Consider the following 16,842-nt stretch of genomic DNA (forward strand, 5'->3'; position numbering starts at 1 on the left):
ATACTTTATTTAGAGTTTTTTTTTAATTTGCGATTCTAAGAAAAGTTTGTAAAAAAGAAAAGCCAAAGCCCCAAAAATAATAATTCCGGCTAAAACTGAGGCTACTCGAACTGCAACTATAGTTGCAACAGCCAAACCAAAAAATTTTCCACCAAGAATGATTTTTCTTAGCCAAGGTTTTTGAGATTGTTCTGGTTGATGTTTCTGAGTTTTATAAACAGGTTGATCAATAGCATTGATTTGATCATCCATTTCTCGGAGTCGCTTTTCTAGCTGACGTTGAATGTCTTGATTGTGTTCATGGGGAGATTTCATTAATATCCACCTTGTTTATGAAATCATTTAGTATATTGTATGATAACTTACGCACAGAAACAACCAAAGCAATATTAACATTGCTAGATTGAGTTTAAATTCAATCTTTTGTACTTGCTTTTCAGAAATTTTCGGGAAGAAGATCCCATTAGAATTGAGATTATAGCAACTTTAATGTATTTCTTCCTTAGCGTCTTTGCTCCTTAGCGTCTTTGCGCGAAACAAAATTACATAAAAATGTCAAAATTTGATTGGGAAAAACTCAGGTAGATGCAAAATGGATATCAAAAATGGATTTGTTGGTACAATTGGTAACACCCCATTAATTCGTTTAAACAGTTTTAGCGAAGAAACAGGTTGTGATATCTTAGCCAAAGCCGAATATCTGAACCCTGGTGGTTCTGTCAAAGATCGGGCTGCGCTGTATATTATCGAAGATGCAGAAAAAAAAGGACTTCTCAAACCCGGTGGTACAGTAGTCGAAGGAACAGCGGGAAATACGGGAATTGGACTGGCACATATTTGCAACGCCAAAGGTTATAAATGCTTGATTATTATTCCCAATACCCAATCCCAAGAAAAAATAGATGCTTTAACTACCTTGGGGGCTGAAGTTCGTCCTATTCCTGCGGTCCCTTACAAAGATCCGAATAATTACGTTAAACTATCTGGTAGAATTGCGGCAGAAATGGAAAACGCCATTTGGGCTAATCAGTTTGATAATTTAGCCAATCGTGTAGCCCATTATGAGACCACAGGTAGAGAGATTTGGCAACAGACAAATGGTAAAGTCGACGGCTGGGTGGCATCAACTGGTACTGGTGGTACTTATGCTGGTGTGGCAATGTACCTAAAAGAACAAAATCCGGGCGTTAAATGTGTTGTTGCTGACCCTTTAGGTAGTGGACTATATAGCTATATCAAAACTGGTGAAATCAAAATAGCAGGTAATTCAATTACTGAAGGTATTGGTAATAGTCGCATTACCGCCAATATGGAAGGCGCACCTATTGATGATGCTATCCAAATTGATGATTCTGAAGCCTTGCGTGTTGTTTATCAACTATTAAGAAAAGATGGTTTATTAATGGGTGGTTCAACGGGAATTAATGTCGGTGCGGCTGTGGCTTTAGCTAAACAGTTGGGTCCAGGACATACTATTGTAACTATTTTGTGTGACAGTGGTTCTCGCTATCAATCACGAATATTTAATAGTGAATGGTTAGCCAGTAAAGGATTAGTGATCAATTAGGATTTCTTAGCGATCGCCACATATACCAAATATAGTATCATAGTGGCGATTTAGAACATGAAGCCCAGTGCTTGGGTGTTACTTCTGATTCTATTATTAAATTATGGCTGGCTGAACGTCTTGATAAAAAAGTTACTAGCAAGTAAAAACAGTAAATATTTGGATATTTTCAGTGAATTAACTGTAAACAAATGTCAAACGTCCCAACTCAGGAACAACCCCTGCCTATTTCTGTAAAAGTATGTCAACATCGTACTTGTAGAAAACAAGGTGCAGAAGAAGTATTAGCAGCTTTACAAGCTTTACCTGCTCCTAATGTGACAATTGCAGCTAGTGGCTGTTTAGGTCAATGTGGTAATGGTCCAATGGTGCTAGTTTTACCCGAAATGGTTTGGTATTGTCGGGTTTTACCTCAAGAAATACCCAAATTAGTCGAACAACATTTATTAGCTGGTAAAAGAGTTAAAGAAATGCTTTATTATCGGTTTCATCCCCAGGGATAAAGATCACTGAAAATATATAAATGCTGTAATTTAGTACAGTAAGAAGTGAGGGAATGAATGGATATTCAGCATCTACGTCAAGCATTAAAAATGAAGTGGCTAATTTATTATGAACAAAATCGTTCTTGGCTAGTTAAAATGCGAATCTGGAAAGATTATGCTGGCATCCGCAGACCTTCTTCTGGTTACATTTTAGCAACTTTATCCACTTTAGAACCAGAGTTAAAAAAAATCCTCCCTTTCATTTTGGATTTAAACAATGATCCTGATAGGATAATTGCAGCTTTGTGTTTGCACTTCAATCCTGAACAGGAATTAAACTTATTAAAATCCCAGCATTCTACCGCAAAAAATGAGATTGTGAGTACCTCTCCTGCTCATATAGCCTTGACAGATTCACCTGTACCCAAAGAACGCAAACAGGTGTTATTGGAAATGACTACAGGCATTTCTGTGATTGCAGTGGCTACACCGATTCATCATCATTCTTCAGTTAAGCTACCTGTCGGATTGGCCAGGGAACAAATAGATAAACGATTGATAACTACGGGAATTCCCAGCCCAAATATTACCGGGATTTCATCTACTCATGGCAATATTTTTCCGTCTTGGCTAGATGAATTGTGCCCAGGTAGAGGAAATGGGTAATGGACAATTAGACATTACTTAATGGATATTCGTGGGAAACAAAGGGAATAGCAATTATTTCTCCTTCTGTTTCTCCAACTTGTACTTTTAAGCCAACTCCACCAGCTTTACTTCTGATGTAACCTAGTCCAAAATGACCATCAGGAGTGGTTGTATAGCTGGTGAGTTTACCTACTTTTTCTTCCCCAATGGTGATGACTGTTCCTGGTTCAGCCGCAGCACTAAGACGAATTCCCCAAAGGTATTGCTTTACACCTTTGTATGTATTAAGTCTGGCAATGGTTTCCTGACCGATATAACAACCTTTGCTAAAGGAAACTGTCTGCCATAAACCCACCTCCAAGGGGTTATAATCATCCGTGAGTTCTGAATCGGTCGCGGGACGACCTTGTAATATTCGTAACATTTCCCAAGCGCGATCGCTCAATTCCACAGCCCCCAATCCTAGTATTTTCTCCCACCATATTTGTTTTTCGGCAATCGGTAAAATCAATGTATATCCAGGTGCAGCCAAGCCACTACCCACTGCAACTATCACCCGATCAACTAAAATATGATTACCATCTGGTTGACCAATTAAATCACCAGCTCCTAATTTTTCGACGATAGCATGGCTTTGAGGTCCAATCAGGCTTAATGTCGCTGTTTCCTCGGTCACATCAGTTAATTTAACCTTATCTGCAAAGAAGATATAGCGATCTAACCATGCCATAAGTTCCTGACGACGGTGAGGGGAAACTAACAATAAAACAGCATCATCTAATACATAAGCAGTCACTAAATCTATCGTCCGAGCGGTAGATGTCACCATGACAGTATCACAGCCCTGACCAGGTTTGCGAGATTGAAAATCATTAGTGCTTTGATTATGTAAAAAGCGGAGACGATCATCATCAGAAATCCGAATACGCCCCCAATCAGAGCGATCTCTGACCACGGACCCTTCCCTTACCGCTTGAATAGTATTTATATCGTTAGTATCAATTGCAGATGTTAACATAGTGGTACAGAGTTGATAAAATTATCACCATAAGCAGATAGAGGATGTAGGTTAACATCAAGCTCTTTCAAAACTATAGTTTTCAACTTGGATCTAGTTTATACTCAGATACCGGACTTCTTTAAGAAATCCGGTATGTAGCTTTTGTAAAAATGGAGAGGGGGGGATTCGAACCCCCGAAGGGATATAATCCCTTAACAGATTAGCAATCTGCCGCTTTCGACCACTCAGCCACCTCTCCAGGTCATGAGTAATAATCGTAGCAGAAGTTTTTGAGCTTGTCAATAGTTATTTTGTAAATAGATTCATTGACCATTGACCATTGACCATTGACCATTGACCAATGACCAATGACCAATGACCAATGACCAATGACCAAGTTATAAAACTTGAGATCGCATCCAAGCTGCTGGCAAAGTACGTAACTTTTTCCATTGGGGAACATAAGCTCGCTGACTGAACACATCATAATTATTGCGCTCAATCACCTCTAAAATCTGCTCATAGAGCATGGATGCAGCCCAAACAGGCCACCGAGCATCAGCAGAAAGATAACTAATACCTTTATCTGCTTGAATATAGAATTGACGGGCGCGATCAATTTGAAACCGCATGAGTGAACGCCAACGGTCATCCACTACGCCGCGAATACATTCTTCCTCGGTGTAATTAAATTTGGCCAAATCTTCTAGGGGAATATAGATTCTGCCTCGACGGGCATCTTCACCAACATCACGGAGAATATTCGTGAGTTGATTGGCAATTCCCAAAGCGATCGCTTCTTCTATAGGAAGATAAGGCTGTTGGCCTTGATGCCAAGGGGCGGTATAGATATTATTATCTATACCCATAATCGTTGTTGACATCAAACCTACAGTCCCCGCTACTCGGTAGCAGTAGAGGTATAAATCCTCAAAGGTTGCATAGCGACTGCGATACAAATCCATCCGCTGACCGGCGATCATATCCCGAAAGGGTTGAATGTCTAGCGGAAAGCGTTGGAGAGTATCTACTAACGCTACATCATAATTATCCAATGGGCATCCCGCAAAAATGGATTCCAGTTGCTTTTCCCATAGTTCTAGGGTTTCTGGCGTGGTAATAGCAGATGCAGGGCCATCCACTAATTCATCTGTGCGGCGACACCAGGCATAAATTGCCCAAACAGATTGACGCTTGGCCGGACTCATCAACATTGTCCCCAAGTAAAAAGTCTTGGCGTACTTAGCTGTGAGTTCCCGACAAAGGTTGTATGACTCATCTATAGAGACCAGCGTTTTCATGCGCGGGGGGGAATCAGGCAGTTGCAGCATTCTTGGCGGGCGGTCGTGTTGGCGTTTGCAGGTTAGAGGGATTTGCTACCGTCTGTGCTTGGAATATCGCCTGCGCTGTCAGTTTACCAGAAAGTACAGCCCCTTCCATGCTGGCTAGATAGCGCTGCATGGTGTAATCCCCAGTCAGATAGAAATTAGTAATGGGGGTTTCCTGGGAAGGACGGTACTGTTGACGACCTGGGGTAGCCTTGTAAACTGAACGTGGTGTTTTTACCACATGATATTTCAGCATTTTGGTAGGATTATCCCCCCCAAAGTGTTGGGGAAAGAGTTTTTCTAACTCAGTAATAGTTGCAGCAACAATGTCCTCATCGGATTTAGATATCCAATCTTTTGCCGGTGCTAGAACTAATTCCAGCATGGAACGGTGAGGATTGGCGTATTCACGGCAAGTATTACTCATATCAGCATAAACGCTGAGGAGAGGAGAACGCGAAAATAGCAGATGATCAATATCTGTTAATTTGCGGTCGAACCAGATATGGACATTAATCACTGGGACCCCTTCTAAACCCTCTAATTTTTGGAAAAATGGCATTTCTTTCCAAGAAATGGGCAAAATCGGCTTTAAGGGGTCAACTGGAAGGGCAGAGACATAAGTATCCGCTGTAAATATTTCATCTTCTGCCCCATTTAAACCGCGGAGGAGGAAGCCTTTCACAGTTCCATCCTCATTGAGTAAAATCTCTTTCAAGGGCGCATTCAGACGGACTTCACCACCCCGTTCAGTAATGTGGTCAATAATGGGCTGACACAATCTTTCTGTGGGTGAACCATCAAGGAAGGCCATTTTTGAGCCGTTTTTCTCTTGGAGAAAGCGATTCAAAGCCGTTAAGAGGACAGTAGCAGAAATTTCATCGGGGTCAATGAAGTTTAAGGCTTTGGACATCGCAATGAATACTTCTTTTTCTACCCTGGGGGGGACGTTTTGTTTTTGCAGCCACTCCCGGAAAGAATATTTGTCCATTTCTTCGACATACTTTTGCCCTTGGAGAATGGCAGGTAGTAATCCGATGCCAAAACTGATTTTCTCCGGCCAGGTCAGCATATCGTTGTTTCTGAGAATTGCTACCATCCCATTGATAGGTGCTGGTAAATCGGGGAAATCAAAGCGGCTGTAAGTCCCCGGTGCTTCGGGCTGATTGAAGATCATTGTGTGTTCTTTCCACTGCAACCGATCTTCAATATCCAATTCTTTGAATAACTGCAACATATTGGGATAAGCCCCAAAGAAAATATGCAGTCCTGTTTCGTACCAGTCCCCATCAGCATCCTTCCACGCTGCCACTTTCCCCCCTACTACGTCTCGGCGTTCCAAAACGATGGGTGTGTGACCTAGATCCGTGAGATATTTTGCACAGGAAAGTCCTGCTAGACCCGCTCCCGCGATTGCTACGCGCATTTAAACCTACTATTATTTAATATTTCTTAACTGTTTTGCCGTTCTAATTATACGTTGCAATCCGTTACATTTGGCGATTCTAGTTTGATTGCTTCCCAAAAAATTCCCAAAATTTTCCGCCAACTATCTAATTTACCCTAATCATCAGTCCAGGGATTAACACAAATTTTTTTGAAGTCAAAAATATTTAGTGTAGTTTATGACTCATCATCAATCCGTGTATATTTTTGGGTAACTGCTTGTCACAAATACAAAACCTGATTTTTTTATTAAGTATTAATATGCAAGATGCCTATGTGACTTAGTAAAGTAAATGGCAGGATAAATCGCTATTCATAAGCAAAAGTAATGGAAATATTAGTAATACCTGAAAACTAGATTTAAAACTTTTATTTATTTCAATCTCTATTACGGTATATGATGATCCCAGAGGGTTTAATCATAATTAAGTCTGAAATCACATAGAAATTATGTAATTAAAAAAACTCTCTTTTTATTCAACCTGGGGATTATTTCTCTAGGAATTGTGCATCTATCTGGAGAATAAATAAACTATGATATCAACGGGAATAATATGGGCGACATCCTTCACAGGTGGTACTTTGGTGTTGACAGCAAATTTACCGCTGGGTTTAATAGCTGCATTTTCTCCAATCCAACTTCCAGCCAACTTAGTCAAGCCCCAGGCTCAATTTCTGACCATTTCTCAAGAATATAAAACTGCTTGGCAAAAAACCTTAATATCAAAAACCTCTTTGACATTGGATTGGATAAATAGACGATTATCATCATATCGAGATAGGTCTATGACTCTACCTTCAACAACCTTGAAGGCAAAAGAAACAAAATTTTGTGCCTCTGTGCCAGAAAATATACCTGCACAACCTCACTGGCAAAATTTTACTAACTTTCGACAGATAATATTTACTCAAGTTAGTGTTCCTAAACTAGATTTGTCACCAGCTACTGTTGTGCGATCGCTCGAAAGCTTCTTTAATATCATCAACAATCCAATTGAGCCAAATGGAAGTTATGATTACTCACCAGTATTGATTGTCAAGCGGAATTCATCCAGTTATGAGGTCTGGGTTAATAACAGCTTTGTTGCCCGACTACCTGATCAAATTACAGCTAATGCTTTACAAAACCGCTTACAGCAATTAGTAATATCACCTACTGAAAAACCTACGCAATTACAACCAGGTTTAGTTGATAAGACTCCTTCGCTGATGATAGGTAATAGGTTACTATTTGCAATAGATAGAAAAGTCTCTGATGAACTTGGTCGCAGCGGTGATATTTTAGCAATGGAATGGACGAATAATTTGCGAATAGCCCTCCATACTAAACCGCTGACACTGATACAAGGGCAAATGGAAATGTATGGATTACAGTCCTCAAATACAAAACTTTCTGGAATAGCCTCTTGGTATGGTGGCTATTTTCATGGTCGTTTAACCGCAAATGGTGAGATATATAATCAAGATGATTTCACTGTTGCCCATCGTAGCCTACCTTTTAATACCTTCTTAAAAGTAACAAATTTACAAAACAATAAATCCGTGATTGTGCGTGTAAATGATCGCGGTCCGTATATTGCACCAAGAAGCCTAGATTTGTCTCGAACAGCGGCTCGTTGTCTCGATAGTGAACATACTGGAGTCGTAGCTTATCAGGCTGTGGTTTTACAACAAAATGCGCCACAAATGACGTTGAAACCATCTCCACCAAAAACTGAAAATATGGCTAATGCTAAAAGTGAGTTATTAGTTTTTAACTTTTAGTAACATGGAAGGATAAAGTAGAGAAAATGCGTTGCATAATGGCAGTATGAATTCTGTTTCACGCAAAGAGGCAAAGGAGCAAAGACGCAAAGGTAAGAGTTTTAATTGTGTAGCGTAAGCTATAAGTTCAATCAAGAGAATTTCATACCTGAATTTAGCAACACCAGAAAATACTTTATCCTTTACTTAAATCACCAAATTATGTCAATATCTCAATTATCACAAAGCTTTGGTAATCACCTAATTCTGGGTATTTCTGGGACAAGTTTAAACGATGATGATAAACGGGCGTTAAATGAATTAAAACCGATTGGTGTTATCTTTTTTGCTAAAAACTTTCTTGACGGTGTACCATATCCAGTCTGGTTAGAAAAGTTTAAAACCCTCATTGACGAAGTTCGCCAATATTCTGAACGCGACTCCATTTTTACTACTTTAGATCATGAAGGTGGGCGAGTTGTGCGGACACCTTTACCAATTACTCGCTTTCCTTACGCTTATTTATTGCAATCTCATGCTTATGAAGTTGCAAAAGCCACAGCTTTAGAATTAAAATCTTTGGGAATTAATGTTTCTTGGTCTCCGGTTGCAGATATTTTCTCTAATCCCCAAAACCCAATTATTGGAAGTCGTGCATTTGGAAATACACCGCAAACCGCTAGTGAAGGTGCGCGGGAATATTACCGAGGATTGCGGGAAGAGGGCATTTTAGGTTCTGCTAAACACTTTCCTGGCCATGGAGACACTAGCACAGATTCCCATTTGGAGTTACCAATATTAAATTTGAGTCGGGAAGATTTGCGAAACCGGGAATTGATTCCTTTTCAAACATTAATTCAGGACAAAATTCCGTTAATTATGACGGCGCATATTTTGTTTCCGCAAATTGATCCAGAAGTGCCAGCAACCTTATCTAAAATCATTTTAAATGATATTTTGCGGAAAGAGTTAGGTTTTGAAGGTGTGATAGTTTCCGATGATTTAGATATGAAAGCTGTCTCGGAAATGTTTATGCAGTCGGGAACTGTTGCACGGGCTTTTCATGCTGGTTGTGATTTATTTATAGTTTCTCGAAATATCAATTCTTCTTCTTTGGAAAGAACATATAAAATAGCGGCAGATTTTTCTGATAGTTTGAATAATGGTAGTTTAGATGTAGGAGTTGTGGAAACTGCACGGGAGAGGGTGGAAAAGTTATTGCGGATAACTCCTCAATATCCGGTTTCGACTCTTGATAAGGAGACCTTGGTGAAGAATGCAGAATTAGCTATTAGTTGTTGTTTATAAGGGGATTGAATAAAAATCAGGAGTGTGGGTGATAGCCTACTTACTCATTGGATTCATCCAAATTTCCAACCTGCTAAAAAGTTGGGAACAAATCAAAGTTAAACACAAATAAATTACAGCCACAGCCGCATAAACTTCAAAAGCGCGATAATTTTCCGAAACAATTAATTGTCCTTTTCTAAATAATTCCTCAAACCCAATTACAGCAACTAAACTAGTATCTTTCAATAAACTAATAAACTCATTACCTAAAGGTGGTATCATGCGGCGTAATGCTTGAGGAAAAATCACATAAGTCATAGTTTGCACAGAATTTAAACCGAGTGATTTGGCTGCTTCTGATTGTCCAATTTCAATAGATTGAATTCCTCCACGCACAATTTCCGCAATATAAGCTGCACTATTTAAACTTAACGCAATTACTCCAGCCGCAAGACGATTTAAAGTCAAAGTAAAACCCATCTCTTGAGAAATTGCTGGTAAGCCAAAGTAAATCATAAATATCTGTACTAATAACGGCGTTCCTCGGAAAAAATCTATATAAGCCCTGGCTAAAAAACGCAAAGGTTTAATATGAGAAAGCCGAATTATCCCAATTAGAGAACCGCTAGTTAAACCGCAGAAACCTGATATAAATGCTAATTGCAATGTTACCAAGACACCACTTAATAAAGTTGGTAAAGATTGCCAAAATACACTAAAAGAGTTTAATTTGGCTGTGTTTTTATTGATAAATGGTAATATTTCTGGCAATATTGGCGGTGTAGATTTAAACCATTTTTGGTAAATCTGTTGATAGTTGCCGTTTTTTAAAATCTTCGTTAAACCGTGATTAATCAAAGATAAATAAGGAGAGTTTTTAGCAGTTGCAATTCCATAAAATTCCTCAGTTAGTAATTGTTCTATAACTTTGATTCCTTGCAAATTACCTGTATTAATAGCATATAAAGTTACAGGTGCATCATTAATAACTGCATCTACATTGCCATTTTGTAATTCTTGGAGGGCTAATGGTGCAGAGTCAAAACTGCGAACTTCCCCCCCAGTCACACTTTTAGCTTTTTCTGCGCCAGTTGTGCCAATTTGAACAGCAATTTTTTTATTTTGGAGACTGTCAAAACCTGTAATATTTTGATTATCTGCACGAATAGCTATGGCCAAACCTGCTTTAAAATAGGGACGAGAAAAAGCCACTGTCTTCGCCCTCTCTGGGGTAATAGTAATCGAACTAATCGCCCCGTCTATGGTTTTAGCTTGTAGCGCGGGAATAATGCCATCAAAAGGTAAACTCTGAAATTCTACCCGAAAATTAGCAGCAGTCGCTATTGCTCTCATTAAATCAATTGAAAACCCTGCTAACTCTCCACCTTTACCTTGAAACTCAAAAGGCGGAAATGCAGGTTCAGTAGCTACTCGGAGAATGTAATTTCCGCGATAATTTCCACTACAACCAGCCAATAAACCACAAATTAAGACAATAAGCACACACAACCGACTAAAATCAAATCTTACCATCTCCCCCTCGGTCGCATCATCTGCACTTAGAGTAGTTCATTCACAAGACTACAACGAAGTTATAAATTATATGAACTAAAGGAGGATGAAGAAAGTTAAGATATGTATCTTGTCTGTTGTAAATTTTTACAAAAATTCACGTAAGAACTCAAAGGGATGATCTTCCCAACAAGGTTCGGGTACTAACCAAACCAATTTGCTTTTAATTTCGTCTTCAATTTCATCGCTATCGTCTCTATCAAATAGTGAAGTTAAAAGTTAAAGCTTCCCAATCGCGTTCTCTTAAGGAGTTCAAAGAGCAATGAGTTGTGTAAATGCGGGATAAGTTAAAGCATTTTCAAAATTGGTAACTGGTTCTGCTGTTTGCATCAAGCAATTTTATATTAAAATTGCCAGTAAATTATGAAAAGTATATTGCCAAGTTAATATATTCAGTATAAGTGAGGTATTTCTTTTACCACATCTAATATTTCCTGAATTGTGAAATAAATATAGTAAAATACTGGTTCTCCATTAATTTCTATAGTACCGTATTTTCGATGTGGACGGCCTTGCACGTCTTTATCGGAAAAATCGTTAGGCTTAGGATCATAACCACGATAATCTTTCCGAAAACTTACCAACTTAATTGGAGTGCATTCTTCATCAAAAGTGATACTCCATTTTATTTTTAATTTTAATTTACCATCAGAATCTCGTTCTAAGTCATGAAAGAAGTTTTTATAAAAATAGTTTATTTCAATTCTTTTGGAATCTTGAAAATCTTTTTCTGTAATAAGTTTTGAATACGGTAATTGAGTTCTATTAATAACAGCAGGATTGATTTTTTCGATTTTCTTGAAAAATTTATCCGCTTGCCAAATTATGTAATTTTCTACAGCCTTCTTTTGCTTCTGGTTAGCAAAAGATATAAAAGGAATATAAAGACTCTCAAAGGCTGTATCTGTAGATCGGATTCCAATTATATCTGACTCAAAATTCATAGATTATCTTCTAAATAAATATTTTGTATTAAAGAGAAATTTGCCCTAAAAATTACTATACCATTTAGGTTTAGTTTTTGTTCCAATTCACCTAATGGATTAGATGGTTCTACATTATAGTAATAAGGAATAAAAAACTCACTTGCAGAAACCTCGTGTGTTTGCTGGAGAGCATATTCGTATGTAAGTTGCTTGATGATATCTAAATGATATTTGTTCGCTGATTTTGGAGCTAGTTTTTTATTTTTATAAAACTTTAATGGTACATCTTTATAATCAATTATTTTGATGAAATTACCCTCTATAACATTATTGTCAATTTTTTTAGTATTCGATTCTATAATTAAATCAGGACGGATAAAACGACGTAATGCTTGACTTCTATTTCGTTTTTCAAACTTATTATACTTGGGTTGTTGGTAAACTAATGTTCCATCATTTAAATCAAATTCAATGCAAAACAGTTCATCCCATTGAAATTTTTCGGCTACTTTTCCTGAAGATTTAGAAATATTGGAATTTGTGCAGTAAACCCATTGATTCCAACGTGCAGATCCACCATTAGCTTTGCGGTTTCCAACTCGATGTTTATCTTCCTCTTCTCTTTGTGGGTTATCATAATCTTTCAGAGGTATATCTGTGTCCGCATAGCAAATTTCGTTGCGGTGTTTCTTAAAGAAATAGCTATGACACATATCCTCCCAAATTAGAGAAAACCCATATATTCCCCAAAATTCACCATCACCTTTCTCAGGATTTAGATCACCGTAAAGGAATGTTTCAATAGCTTCATAAATTCCCCAATAATCAGTATCTTTGTAATAGGTATTCTTATCTATATTATCTAGTGATTCTTTAAGAACATTAATAGTCTCCTCAAAAGTATCCTGGTCAAAAATAGACTGGTTACTAGTTAAATAATCCTCCTTGAAGCCTTGAGCAAGAAAATGAATTTCTTGACTTCGGGCTTTAATATTATCTGGTACATCACCATTTAACTGCTCAACAATCTCATCGAGAATATAACAATACAGATTTACAATATCGGTGCTTTGATAGCGTATCGTCAAACAAGGTAGATCCATCATCTCAACATAAATTACATCATTATTTATATTTAGATCATCTTTTAAATAGATAGCACGATCTAGATATTTATGAAGTTGAGAATAGTCGATATCTTCACTACGTCTAACTTTCTTTTGGATGGAGTTGATTGCTAAGTCATCGTAAGCTTCTAGAACTCGCTCAATCATTTTAATCTTACTGTAGAGTACACAAATATCTCCTTCCTCTGTTTGTATCTTGACTCCACCAGATGAAATAGTCGTCTGATCCTGTTCTCGCTGAAAGTCAGGTTGATTTATGTTGAATCGGTTGGAGTCTAAATTATCGCGTTCAAACTTGCGAAAGGTGCGATACATCTTAAAAAATAAATCTCGTACTGCGTTGAAGTCACCCTCTGGAAAATTCTCAAAGCCATTTGGTAGACAAAACTCGAAATTATCTCCAACTTTAGATTTACGAATACCAATAAAAAAATCCTTAGAACCTTTAACTAGATTAAAACTGGAAAAATCAAACATAGAAATTAAAAATGTAGGCTAATATTTCGACTTTACAGCACTTCCCGGTGTTATGAGGTACATATCTAGCGAGCGAGATGCCCGCACTACAAGAGTTTCATGATTCAACTTTGTACCTCATAAGAGCGGAAACCGCTGTATATACGAATAGTGCAGTTAGTTCTTGAAATTGATTATATTTTTAACAAAAGTATTATGTAGTTTAGTGAAATCTCCAAAAGTTACCAGGTCATCTTTTTTTACTTTTAGAAGTTCTAATAGTGGCTTTTTATCACGATTAAAAACGCTGTCCCATAAGAAAAACATTAGTTTATTCTGTATTTGTTCAGCAGTAACTGAATCTTTGATGAAGTAATACCCAATTTGTTTGTCTTCAATTCCCCTAATTGAGTCATGGTATTTTTTGATGAAGGTGTTAAGTTTTGTAATAAGATTTCTCCATTCTTGTTCGTTTAAAACTCCATCTTTTCCATAGGTAGCCTTAAGAGGCTTGCTATGATCCCAGTTTACAAACTCCCAATCCCAACGACGCTTAAAGGCACTGTCCATGAAATAAATCGAATTATCAGAAGTGTTCATAGTCGCCAGAATAGAAAGATTAGGTGGAATTTTAATGCTTCTGTTTACCAAATCAAAATTTAAAAATTCAATTTTCTTTTGTAATGTTTCTAATTTAGCTACTTCTTCATAAGGTTGTAGCTTATAACTATTGATATTTCCTCTTTCATCATAACCAAATTTAGTTCCTACCAATTCTAATAGCTTGAAAAATTCGATAGTAGTTATATTAATTCCATAACTTGACCAACCATCTTTATCTCTATCTAAAAGTTGAAAAACAGTACCAAATATCGCGGAAGAATTACCCCGATTTATTTCATCAATAACAAGAGCAACATTTTTGGGTTGGTTGATTTGTTTACCTTCTTTATCGTAGGCATCTTTTATATTTTTATAAGCTTGAGATAGGGCTTTTAGAAAATGTCCTTCATAATAGTTGTACTCTACTTTACCAGACTTGGTAATTGGCACTAACTTACCCATGAAATCCCCATAAGTATATTCTGGATGAAAAACTGTCTTAATGATGTTTTCTGGATTTTCTTTACCTATATCTAAATCATTAGGGATAATCTCGGTAACAATTCTGTAACTTTTGCCAGTTCCAGGGCTACCGAAGATAATTTTTTGAATGGGTTGATTCATGATTGCGGACACCTGATAAGCAACTATTAAAACTCAATGCAAACATTATACATTAATACTTGGTATGTCAACTAGCTATATGTAAGCTGTAAAACTTTTTTACTCTCATCACCCCCTATCCGGTAAACTCAGAAATGCTGCGTTATTCCTAATCATGTCTGACTCCCAAGTAAGTGCTGCTGTTGCGAAACTCTACGATACCTATCCATTCCCTCCCGAACCCATCCTCGACGAACCACCACCAGGTTACAATTGGCGTTGGAATTGGTTAGCTGCTTATAGCTTCTGCACAGGTAGAAAACCGCAAAGGCAAGATATCCGCATTTTAGATGCTGGTTGTGGTTCAGGAGTCGGAACAGAATATTTAGTACATCTCAACCCGCAAGCGCAGGTAGTCGGAATAGATTTAAGTGCTGGTACATTAGAAGTAGCAAAAAAACGTTGTCAAAGTTCCGGTGCTGACCGTGTAGAATTTCATCACCTGAGTATTTATGATGTGGAACAAATACCAGGAGAATTTGATTTAATTAATTGCGTTGGTGTGCTTCATCATTTACCAGATCCCATTCGGGGTATTGAAGCATTAGCGAAAAAACTCGCCCCCGGTGGAATAATGCACATTTTTGTGTATGGAGAATTGGGAAGATGGGAAATACAACTCATGCAAAAAGCGATCGCTCTCCTCCAAGGTAACAAAAAAGGCGACTATCGTGATGGTGTCCAAGTCGGACGAAAAATATTTGCCTCATTACCAGAAAACAACCGCATTGTCAAGCGAGAAAAAGAAAGATGGGCAATGGAAAACCAGCGAGATGAATGTTTCGCTGATATGTACGTCCATCCTCAAGAAACTGATTACAATATTGATACATTATTTACATTAATAGACGCTGCTGGTTTAGACTTTGTGGGGTTCTCAAATCCTGGTTTTTGGCAATTGGAAAAGCTTCTAGAAAAAGCACCAGAGCTAATTGAACGAGCCGAAGAATTAACAGAACGTCAACGTTATCGTCTCGTAGAATTACTGAATCCCGAAGTTACCCATTACGAATTTTTCCTCAGTCGTCCTCCCCTCACCAAAACCGATTGGTCAGCAGATAACACATTACTAGCAGCTATTCCTGAACTTAACCCTTGCATAGATGGGTTTCCCAGTCAATGCTTATTTAACTATGATTATCAAATTATTAACTTAACAACAGCAGAATTTGAATTTATGCAAAAATGTGGTAACAATGCCACAGTGGCTGAAATTTTAGCCCAAGTCGAGCTAGACTTAAACGGAGTAAGACATCTCCTCAAACAACAACTACTCTTACTAACCCCCGGCGAGAGGGTGTAAAGTGCAGGGAGCAAAGGAGTCCGGGGAGAAATTCCTTCATCTGATTCTTGACTTCTGACTCCTGACTTCTGACTTCTGACTCCTGACTTCTGACTCCTGACTCCTGACTCCTGACTCCTGACTCCTCAAAAAATAAGTTAATTGTTTTTTTCTAAAGTAGTGTTACCGGATCGTGATATGATTCAACTGACTGAATGTACAGTCATCTCATATTAGCTGTACTGGTTTCAAGTCTCGTGAGCTTGTCAGAAGAATCAATTGCACCGACTCAGACAACACAACAAGATGAGAAATCTGGTTTTGCTCAAACAGAACCAGTAACCTCTTCCATGCAAGAGTTCTATCAACTCTATCAGAAGTTGCTAGTCATCACACTTGTGTTGACGGGGATTATTTTTATCTCTGTGTGGATTTTTTATTCCTTAAACATAGCCCTAAATTATTTGATTGGGGCGTGTACAGGTGTGGTTTACTTAAAAATGCTGGCTAACGATGTCGAGAGACTTGGTGGTGAAAAACAAAGTTTGAGTAAAAATCGTTTTGCTCTGATCATGATACCGATTATATTGGCGAGTCAATGGCATCAGCTACATATTCTGCCTATATTCTTGGGGTTTCTCACCTACAAAGCTACCCTCCTCATCTATATGGTGCAAACTGCATTCATTCCTGAAGCTTAAAGTTG

At 38.0% G+C, this 16,842-nt stretch carries 15 protein-coding genes, 1 tRNA gene and 1 pseudogene; 7 read left to right on the forward strand and 10 right to left on the reverse strand.

The features are described from left to right. Positions 1 to 9 precede the first annotated feature (9 nt). On the reverse strand, positions 10 to 315 hold the full coding sequence (locus FJR06_RS08935) for a hypothetical protein (RefSeq protein WP_168651271.1): 306 nt from the start codon (positions 313 to 315) through the stop codon (positions 10 to 12). Positions 316 to 592: 277 nt separating this feature from the next. Here FJR06_RS08935 and FJR06_RS08940 point away from each other — a divergent pair, with 277 nt between their 5' ends. From FJR06_RS08940 to FJR06_RS08950, 3 genes are all read left to right on the forward strand, one after another. Next, a complete protein-coding gene (locus tag FJR06_RS08940) occupies positions 593 to 1,567 on the forward strand; it encodes a cysteine synthase A (protein ID WP_168651272.1) in 975 nt (324 codons plus the stop codon). Positions 1,568 to 1,758: 191 nt separating this feature from the next. Then, complete coding sequence (locus tag FJR06_RS08945; protein ID WP_051155250.1) at positions 1,759 to 2,070, forward strand: ferredoxin; 312 nt, start codon at positions 1,759 to 1,761, stop codon at positions 2,068 to 2,070. A 57-nt stretch (positions 2,071 to 2,127) separates the two neighbouring features. Then, positions 2,128 to 2,718 (forward strand): DUF5331 domain-containing protein, encoded by a 591-nt coding sequence (locus FJR06_RS08950; RefSeq protein WP_168651273.1) that lies wholly within the window; start codon positions 2,128 to 2,130, stop codon positions 2,716 to 2,718. 7 nt (positions 2,719 to 2,725) lie between these two features. Here the strand turns inward: FJR06_RS08950 and FJR06_RS08955 are convergent, their stop codons facing one another. The 4 genes from FJR06_RS08955 to pds form a co-directional block, all read right to left on the reverse strand. Further along, a complete protein-coding gene (locus FJR06_RS08955; protein ID WP_168651274.1) occupies positions 2,726 to 3,718 on the reverse strand; it encodes a folate-binding protein YgfZ in 993 nt (330 codons plus the stop codon). Between the two features lie 153 nt (positions 3,719 to 3,871). After that, positions 3,872 to 3,959, reverse strand: a tRNA-Ser gene (locus tag FJR06_RS08960). A 139-nt stretch (positions 3,960 to 4,098) separates the two neighbouring features. Continuing rightward, positions 4,099 to 5,031: a 15-cis-phytoene synthase CrtB gene (gene crtB, locus FJR06_RS08965; protein WP_015083307.1), complete on the reverse strand. Its 933-nt coding sequence runs from the start codon at positions 5,029 to 5,031 to the stop codon at positions 4,099 to 4,101. After that, on the reverse strand, positions 5,015 to 6,454 hold the full coding sequence (pds, locus tag FJR06_RS08970; protein WP_015083306.1) for a 15-cis-phytoene desaturase: 1,440 nt from the start codon (positions 6,452 to 6,454) through the stop codon (positions 5,015 to 5,017). Before pds ends, crtB begins: the two co-directional genes overlap by 17 nt. A gap of 554 nt (positions 6,455 to 7,008) precedes the next feature. On the opposite strand from pds, the gene FJR06_RS23955 reads away from it, so the two are divergent. Together FJR06_RS23955 and nagZ are read left to right on the forward strand one after the other, a co-directional pair. After that, positions 7,009 to 8,238: a septal ring lytic transglycosylase RlpA family protein gene (locus tag FJR06_RS23955; RefSeq protein ID WP_217359771.1), complete on the forward strand. Its 1,230-nt coding sequence runs from the start codon at positions 7,009 to 7,011 to the stop codon at positions 8,236 to 8,238. A 201-nt stretch (positions 8,239 to 8,439) separates the two neighbouring features. Next, positions 8,440 to 9,525, forward strand: coding sequence for a beta-N-acetylhexosaminidase (gene nagZ, locus FJR06_RS08980; protein WP_168651275.1), 1,086 nt, complete (start codon positions 8,440 to 8,442; stop codon positions 9,523 to 9,525). Positions 9,526 to 9,561: 36 nt separating this feature from the next. Here nagZ and FJR06_RS08985 read toward each other — a convergent pair whose 3' ends face one another. The 5 genes and pseudogenes from FJR06_RS08985 to FJR06_RS09000 all read right to left on the reverse strand — a co-directional run bounded on the left by FJR06_RS08985 (position 9,562) and on the right by FJR06_RS09000 (position 14,815). Next, positions 9,562 to 11,040, reverse strand: a complete 1,479-nt coding sequence (locus FJR06_RS08985; protein ID WP_168651276.1) for an ABC transporter permease subunit — start codon at positions 11,038 to 11,040, stop codon at positions 9,562 to 9,564. A gap of 126 nt (positions 11,041 to 11,166) precedes the next feature. Next, positions 11,167 to 11,356: pseudogene (locus FJR06_RS24900) on the reverse strand (hypothetical protein). 115 nt (positions 11,357 to 11,471) lie between these two features. Beyond that, on the reverse strand, positions 11,472 to 12,023 hold the full coding sequence (locus tag FJR06_RS08990) for a hypothetical protein (protein WP_051155249.1): 552 nt from the start codon (positions 12,021 to 12,023) through the stop codon (positions 11,472 to 11,474). Further along, positions 12,020 to 13,609, reverse strand: a complete 1,590-nt coding sequence (locus FJR06_RS08995; protein WP_051155248.1) for a hypothetical protein — start codon at positions 13,607 to 13,609, stop codon at positions 12,020 to 12,022. The genes FJR06_RS08990 and FJR06_RS08995 overlap by 4 nt, the downstream gene beginning before the upstream one ends. A 156-nt stretch (positions 13,610 to 13,765) precedes the next feature. Next, on the reverse strand, positions 13,766 to 14,815 hold the full coding sequence (locus FJR06_RS09000; RefSeq protein WP_015083302.1) for an McrB family protein: 1,050 nt from the start codon (positions 14,813 to 14,815) through the stop codon (positions 13,766 to 13,768). Between the two features lie 154 nt (positions 14,816 to 14,969). Between FJR06_RS09000 and FJR06_RS09005 the strand changes: the two genes are divergently transcribed. Then, positions 14,970 to 16,157, forward strand: a complete 1,188-nt coding sequence (locus FJR06_RS09005; protein ID WP_015083301.1) for a bifunctional 2-polyprenyl-6-hydroxyphenol methylase/3-demethylubiquinol 3-O-methyltransferase UbiG — start codon at positions 14,970 to 14,972, stop codon at positions 16,155 to 16,157. A 194-nt stretch (positions 16,158 to 16,351) separates the two neighbouring features. Continuing rightward, positions 16,352 to 16,837 carry an ATP synthase subunit I gene (locus FJR06_RS09010; protein ID WP_015083300.1) on the forward strand — a complete coding sequence of 162 codons (486 nt, stop codon included), beginning with the start codon at positions 16,352 to 16,354 and terminating at the stop codon, positions 16,835 to 16,837. The last annotated feature ends 5 nt before the right edge of the window (positions 16,838 to 16,842 follow it).

This window comes from Dolichospermum sp. UHCC 0352, from assembly GCF_009711925.1.
In the GTDB taxonomy this organism is placed as follows: Bacteria; Cyanobacteriota; Cyanobacteriia; order Cyanobacteriales; family Nostocaceae; genus Dolichospermum; species Dolichospermum lemmermannii.

Coding starts and splice junctions, on each gene's coding strand:
- FJR06_RS09010 (WP_015083300.1), top strand. CDS start 16,352: ATGTACAGTCATCTCATATTAGCTGTACTGGTTTCAAGTCTCGTGAGC.
- pds (WP_015083306.1), bottom strand. CDS start 6,454: ATGCGCGTAGCAATCGCGGGAGCGGGTCTAGCAGGACTTTCCTGTGCA.
- FJR06_RS08985 (WP_168651276.1), bottom strand. CDS start 11,040: ATGGTAAGATTTGATTTTAGTCGGTTGTGTGTGCTTATTGTCTTAATT.
- FJR06_RS08935 (WP_168651271.1), bottom strand. CDS start 315: ATGAAATCTCCCCATGAACACAATCAAGACATTCAACGTCAGCTAGAA.
- nagZ (WP_168651275.1), top strand. CDS start 8,440: ATGTCAATATCTCAATTATCACAAAGCTTTGGTAATCACCTAATTCTG.
- crtB (WP_015083307.1), bottom strand. CDS start 5,031: ATGCTGCAACTGCCTGATTCCCCCCCGCGCATGAAAACGCTGGTCTCT.
- FJR06_RS08945 (WP_051155250.1), top strand. CDS start 1,759: ATGTCAAACGTCCCAACTCAGGAACAACCCCTGCCTATTTCTGTAAAA.
- FJR06_RS08940 (WP_168651272.1), top strand. CDS start 593: ATGGATATCAAAAATGGATTTGTTGGTACAATTGGTAACACCCCATTA.
- FJR06_RS08990 (WP_051155249.1), bottom strand. CDS start 12,023: ATGAATTTTGAGTCAGATATAATTGGAATCCGATCTACAGATACAGCC.
- FJR06_RS08955 (WP_168651274.1), bottom strand. CDS start 3,718: ATGTTAACATCTGCAATTGATACTAACGATATAAATACTATTCAAGCG.
- FJR06_RS08995 (WP_051155248.1), bottom strand. CDS start 13,609: ATGTTTGATTTTTCCAGTTTTAATCTAGTTAAAGGTTCTAAGGATTTT.
- FJR06_RS08950 (WP_168651273.1), top strand. CDS start 2,128: ATGGATATTCAGCATCTACGTCAAGCATTAAAAATGAAGTGGCTAATT.
- FJR06_RS23955 (WP_217359771.1), top strand. CDS start 7,009: ATGATATCAACGGGAATAATATGGGCGACATCCTTCACAGGTGGTACT.
- FJR06_RS09000 (WP_015083302.1), bottom strand. CDS start 14,815: ATGAATCAACCCATTCAAAAAATTATCTTCGGTAGCCCTGGAACTGGC.
- FJR06_RS09005 (WP_015083301.1), top strand. CDS start 14,970: ATGTCTGACTCCCAAGTAAGTGCTGCTGTTGCGAAACTCTACGATACC.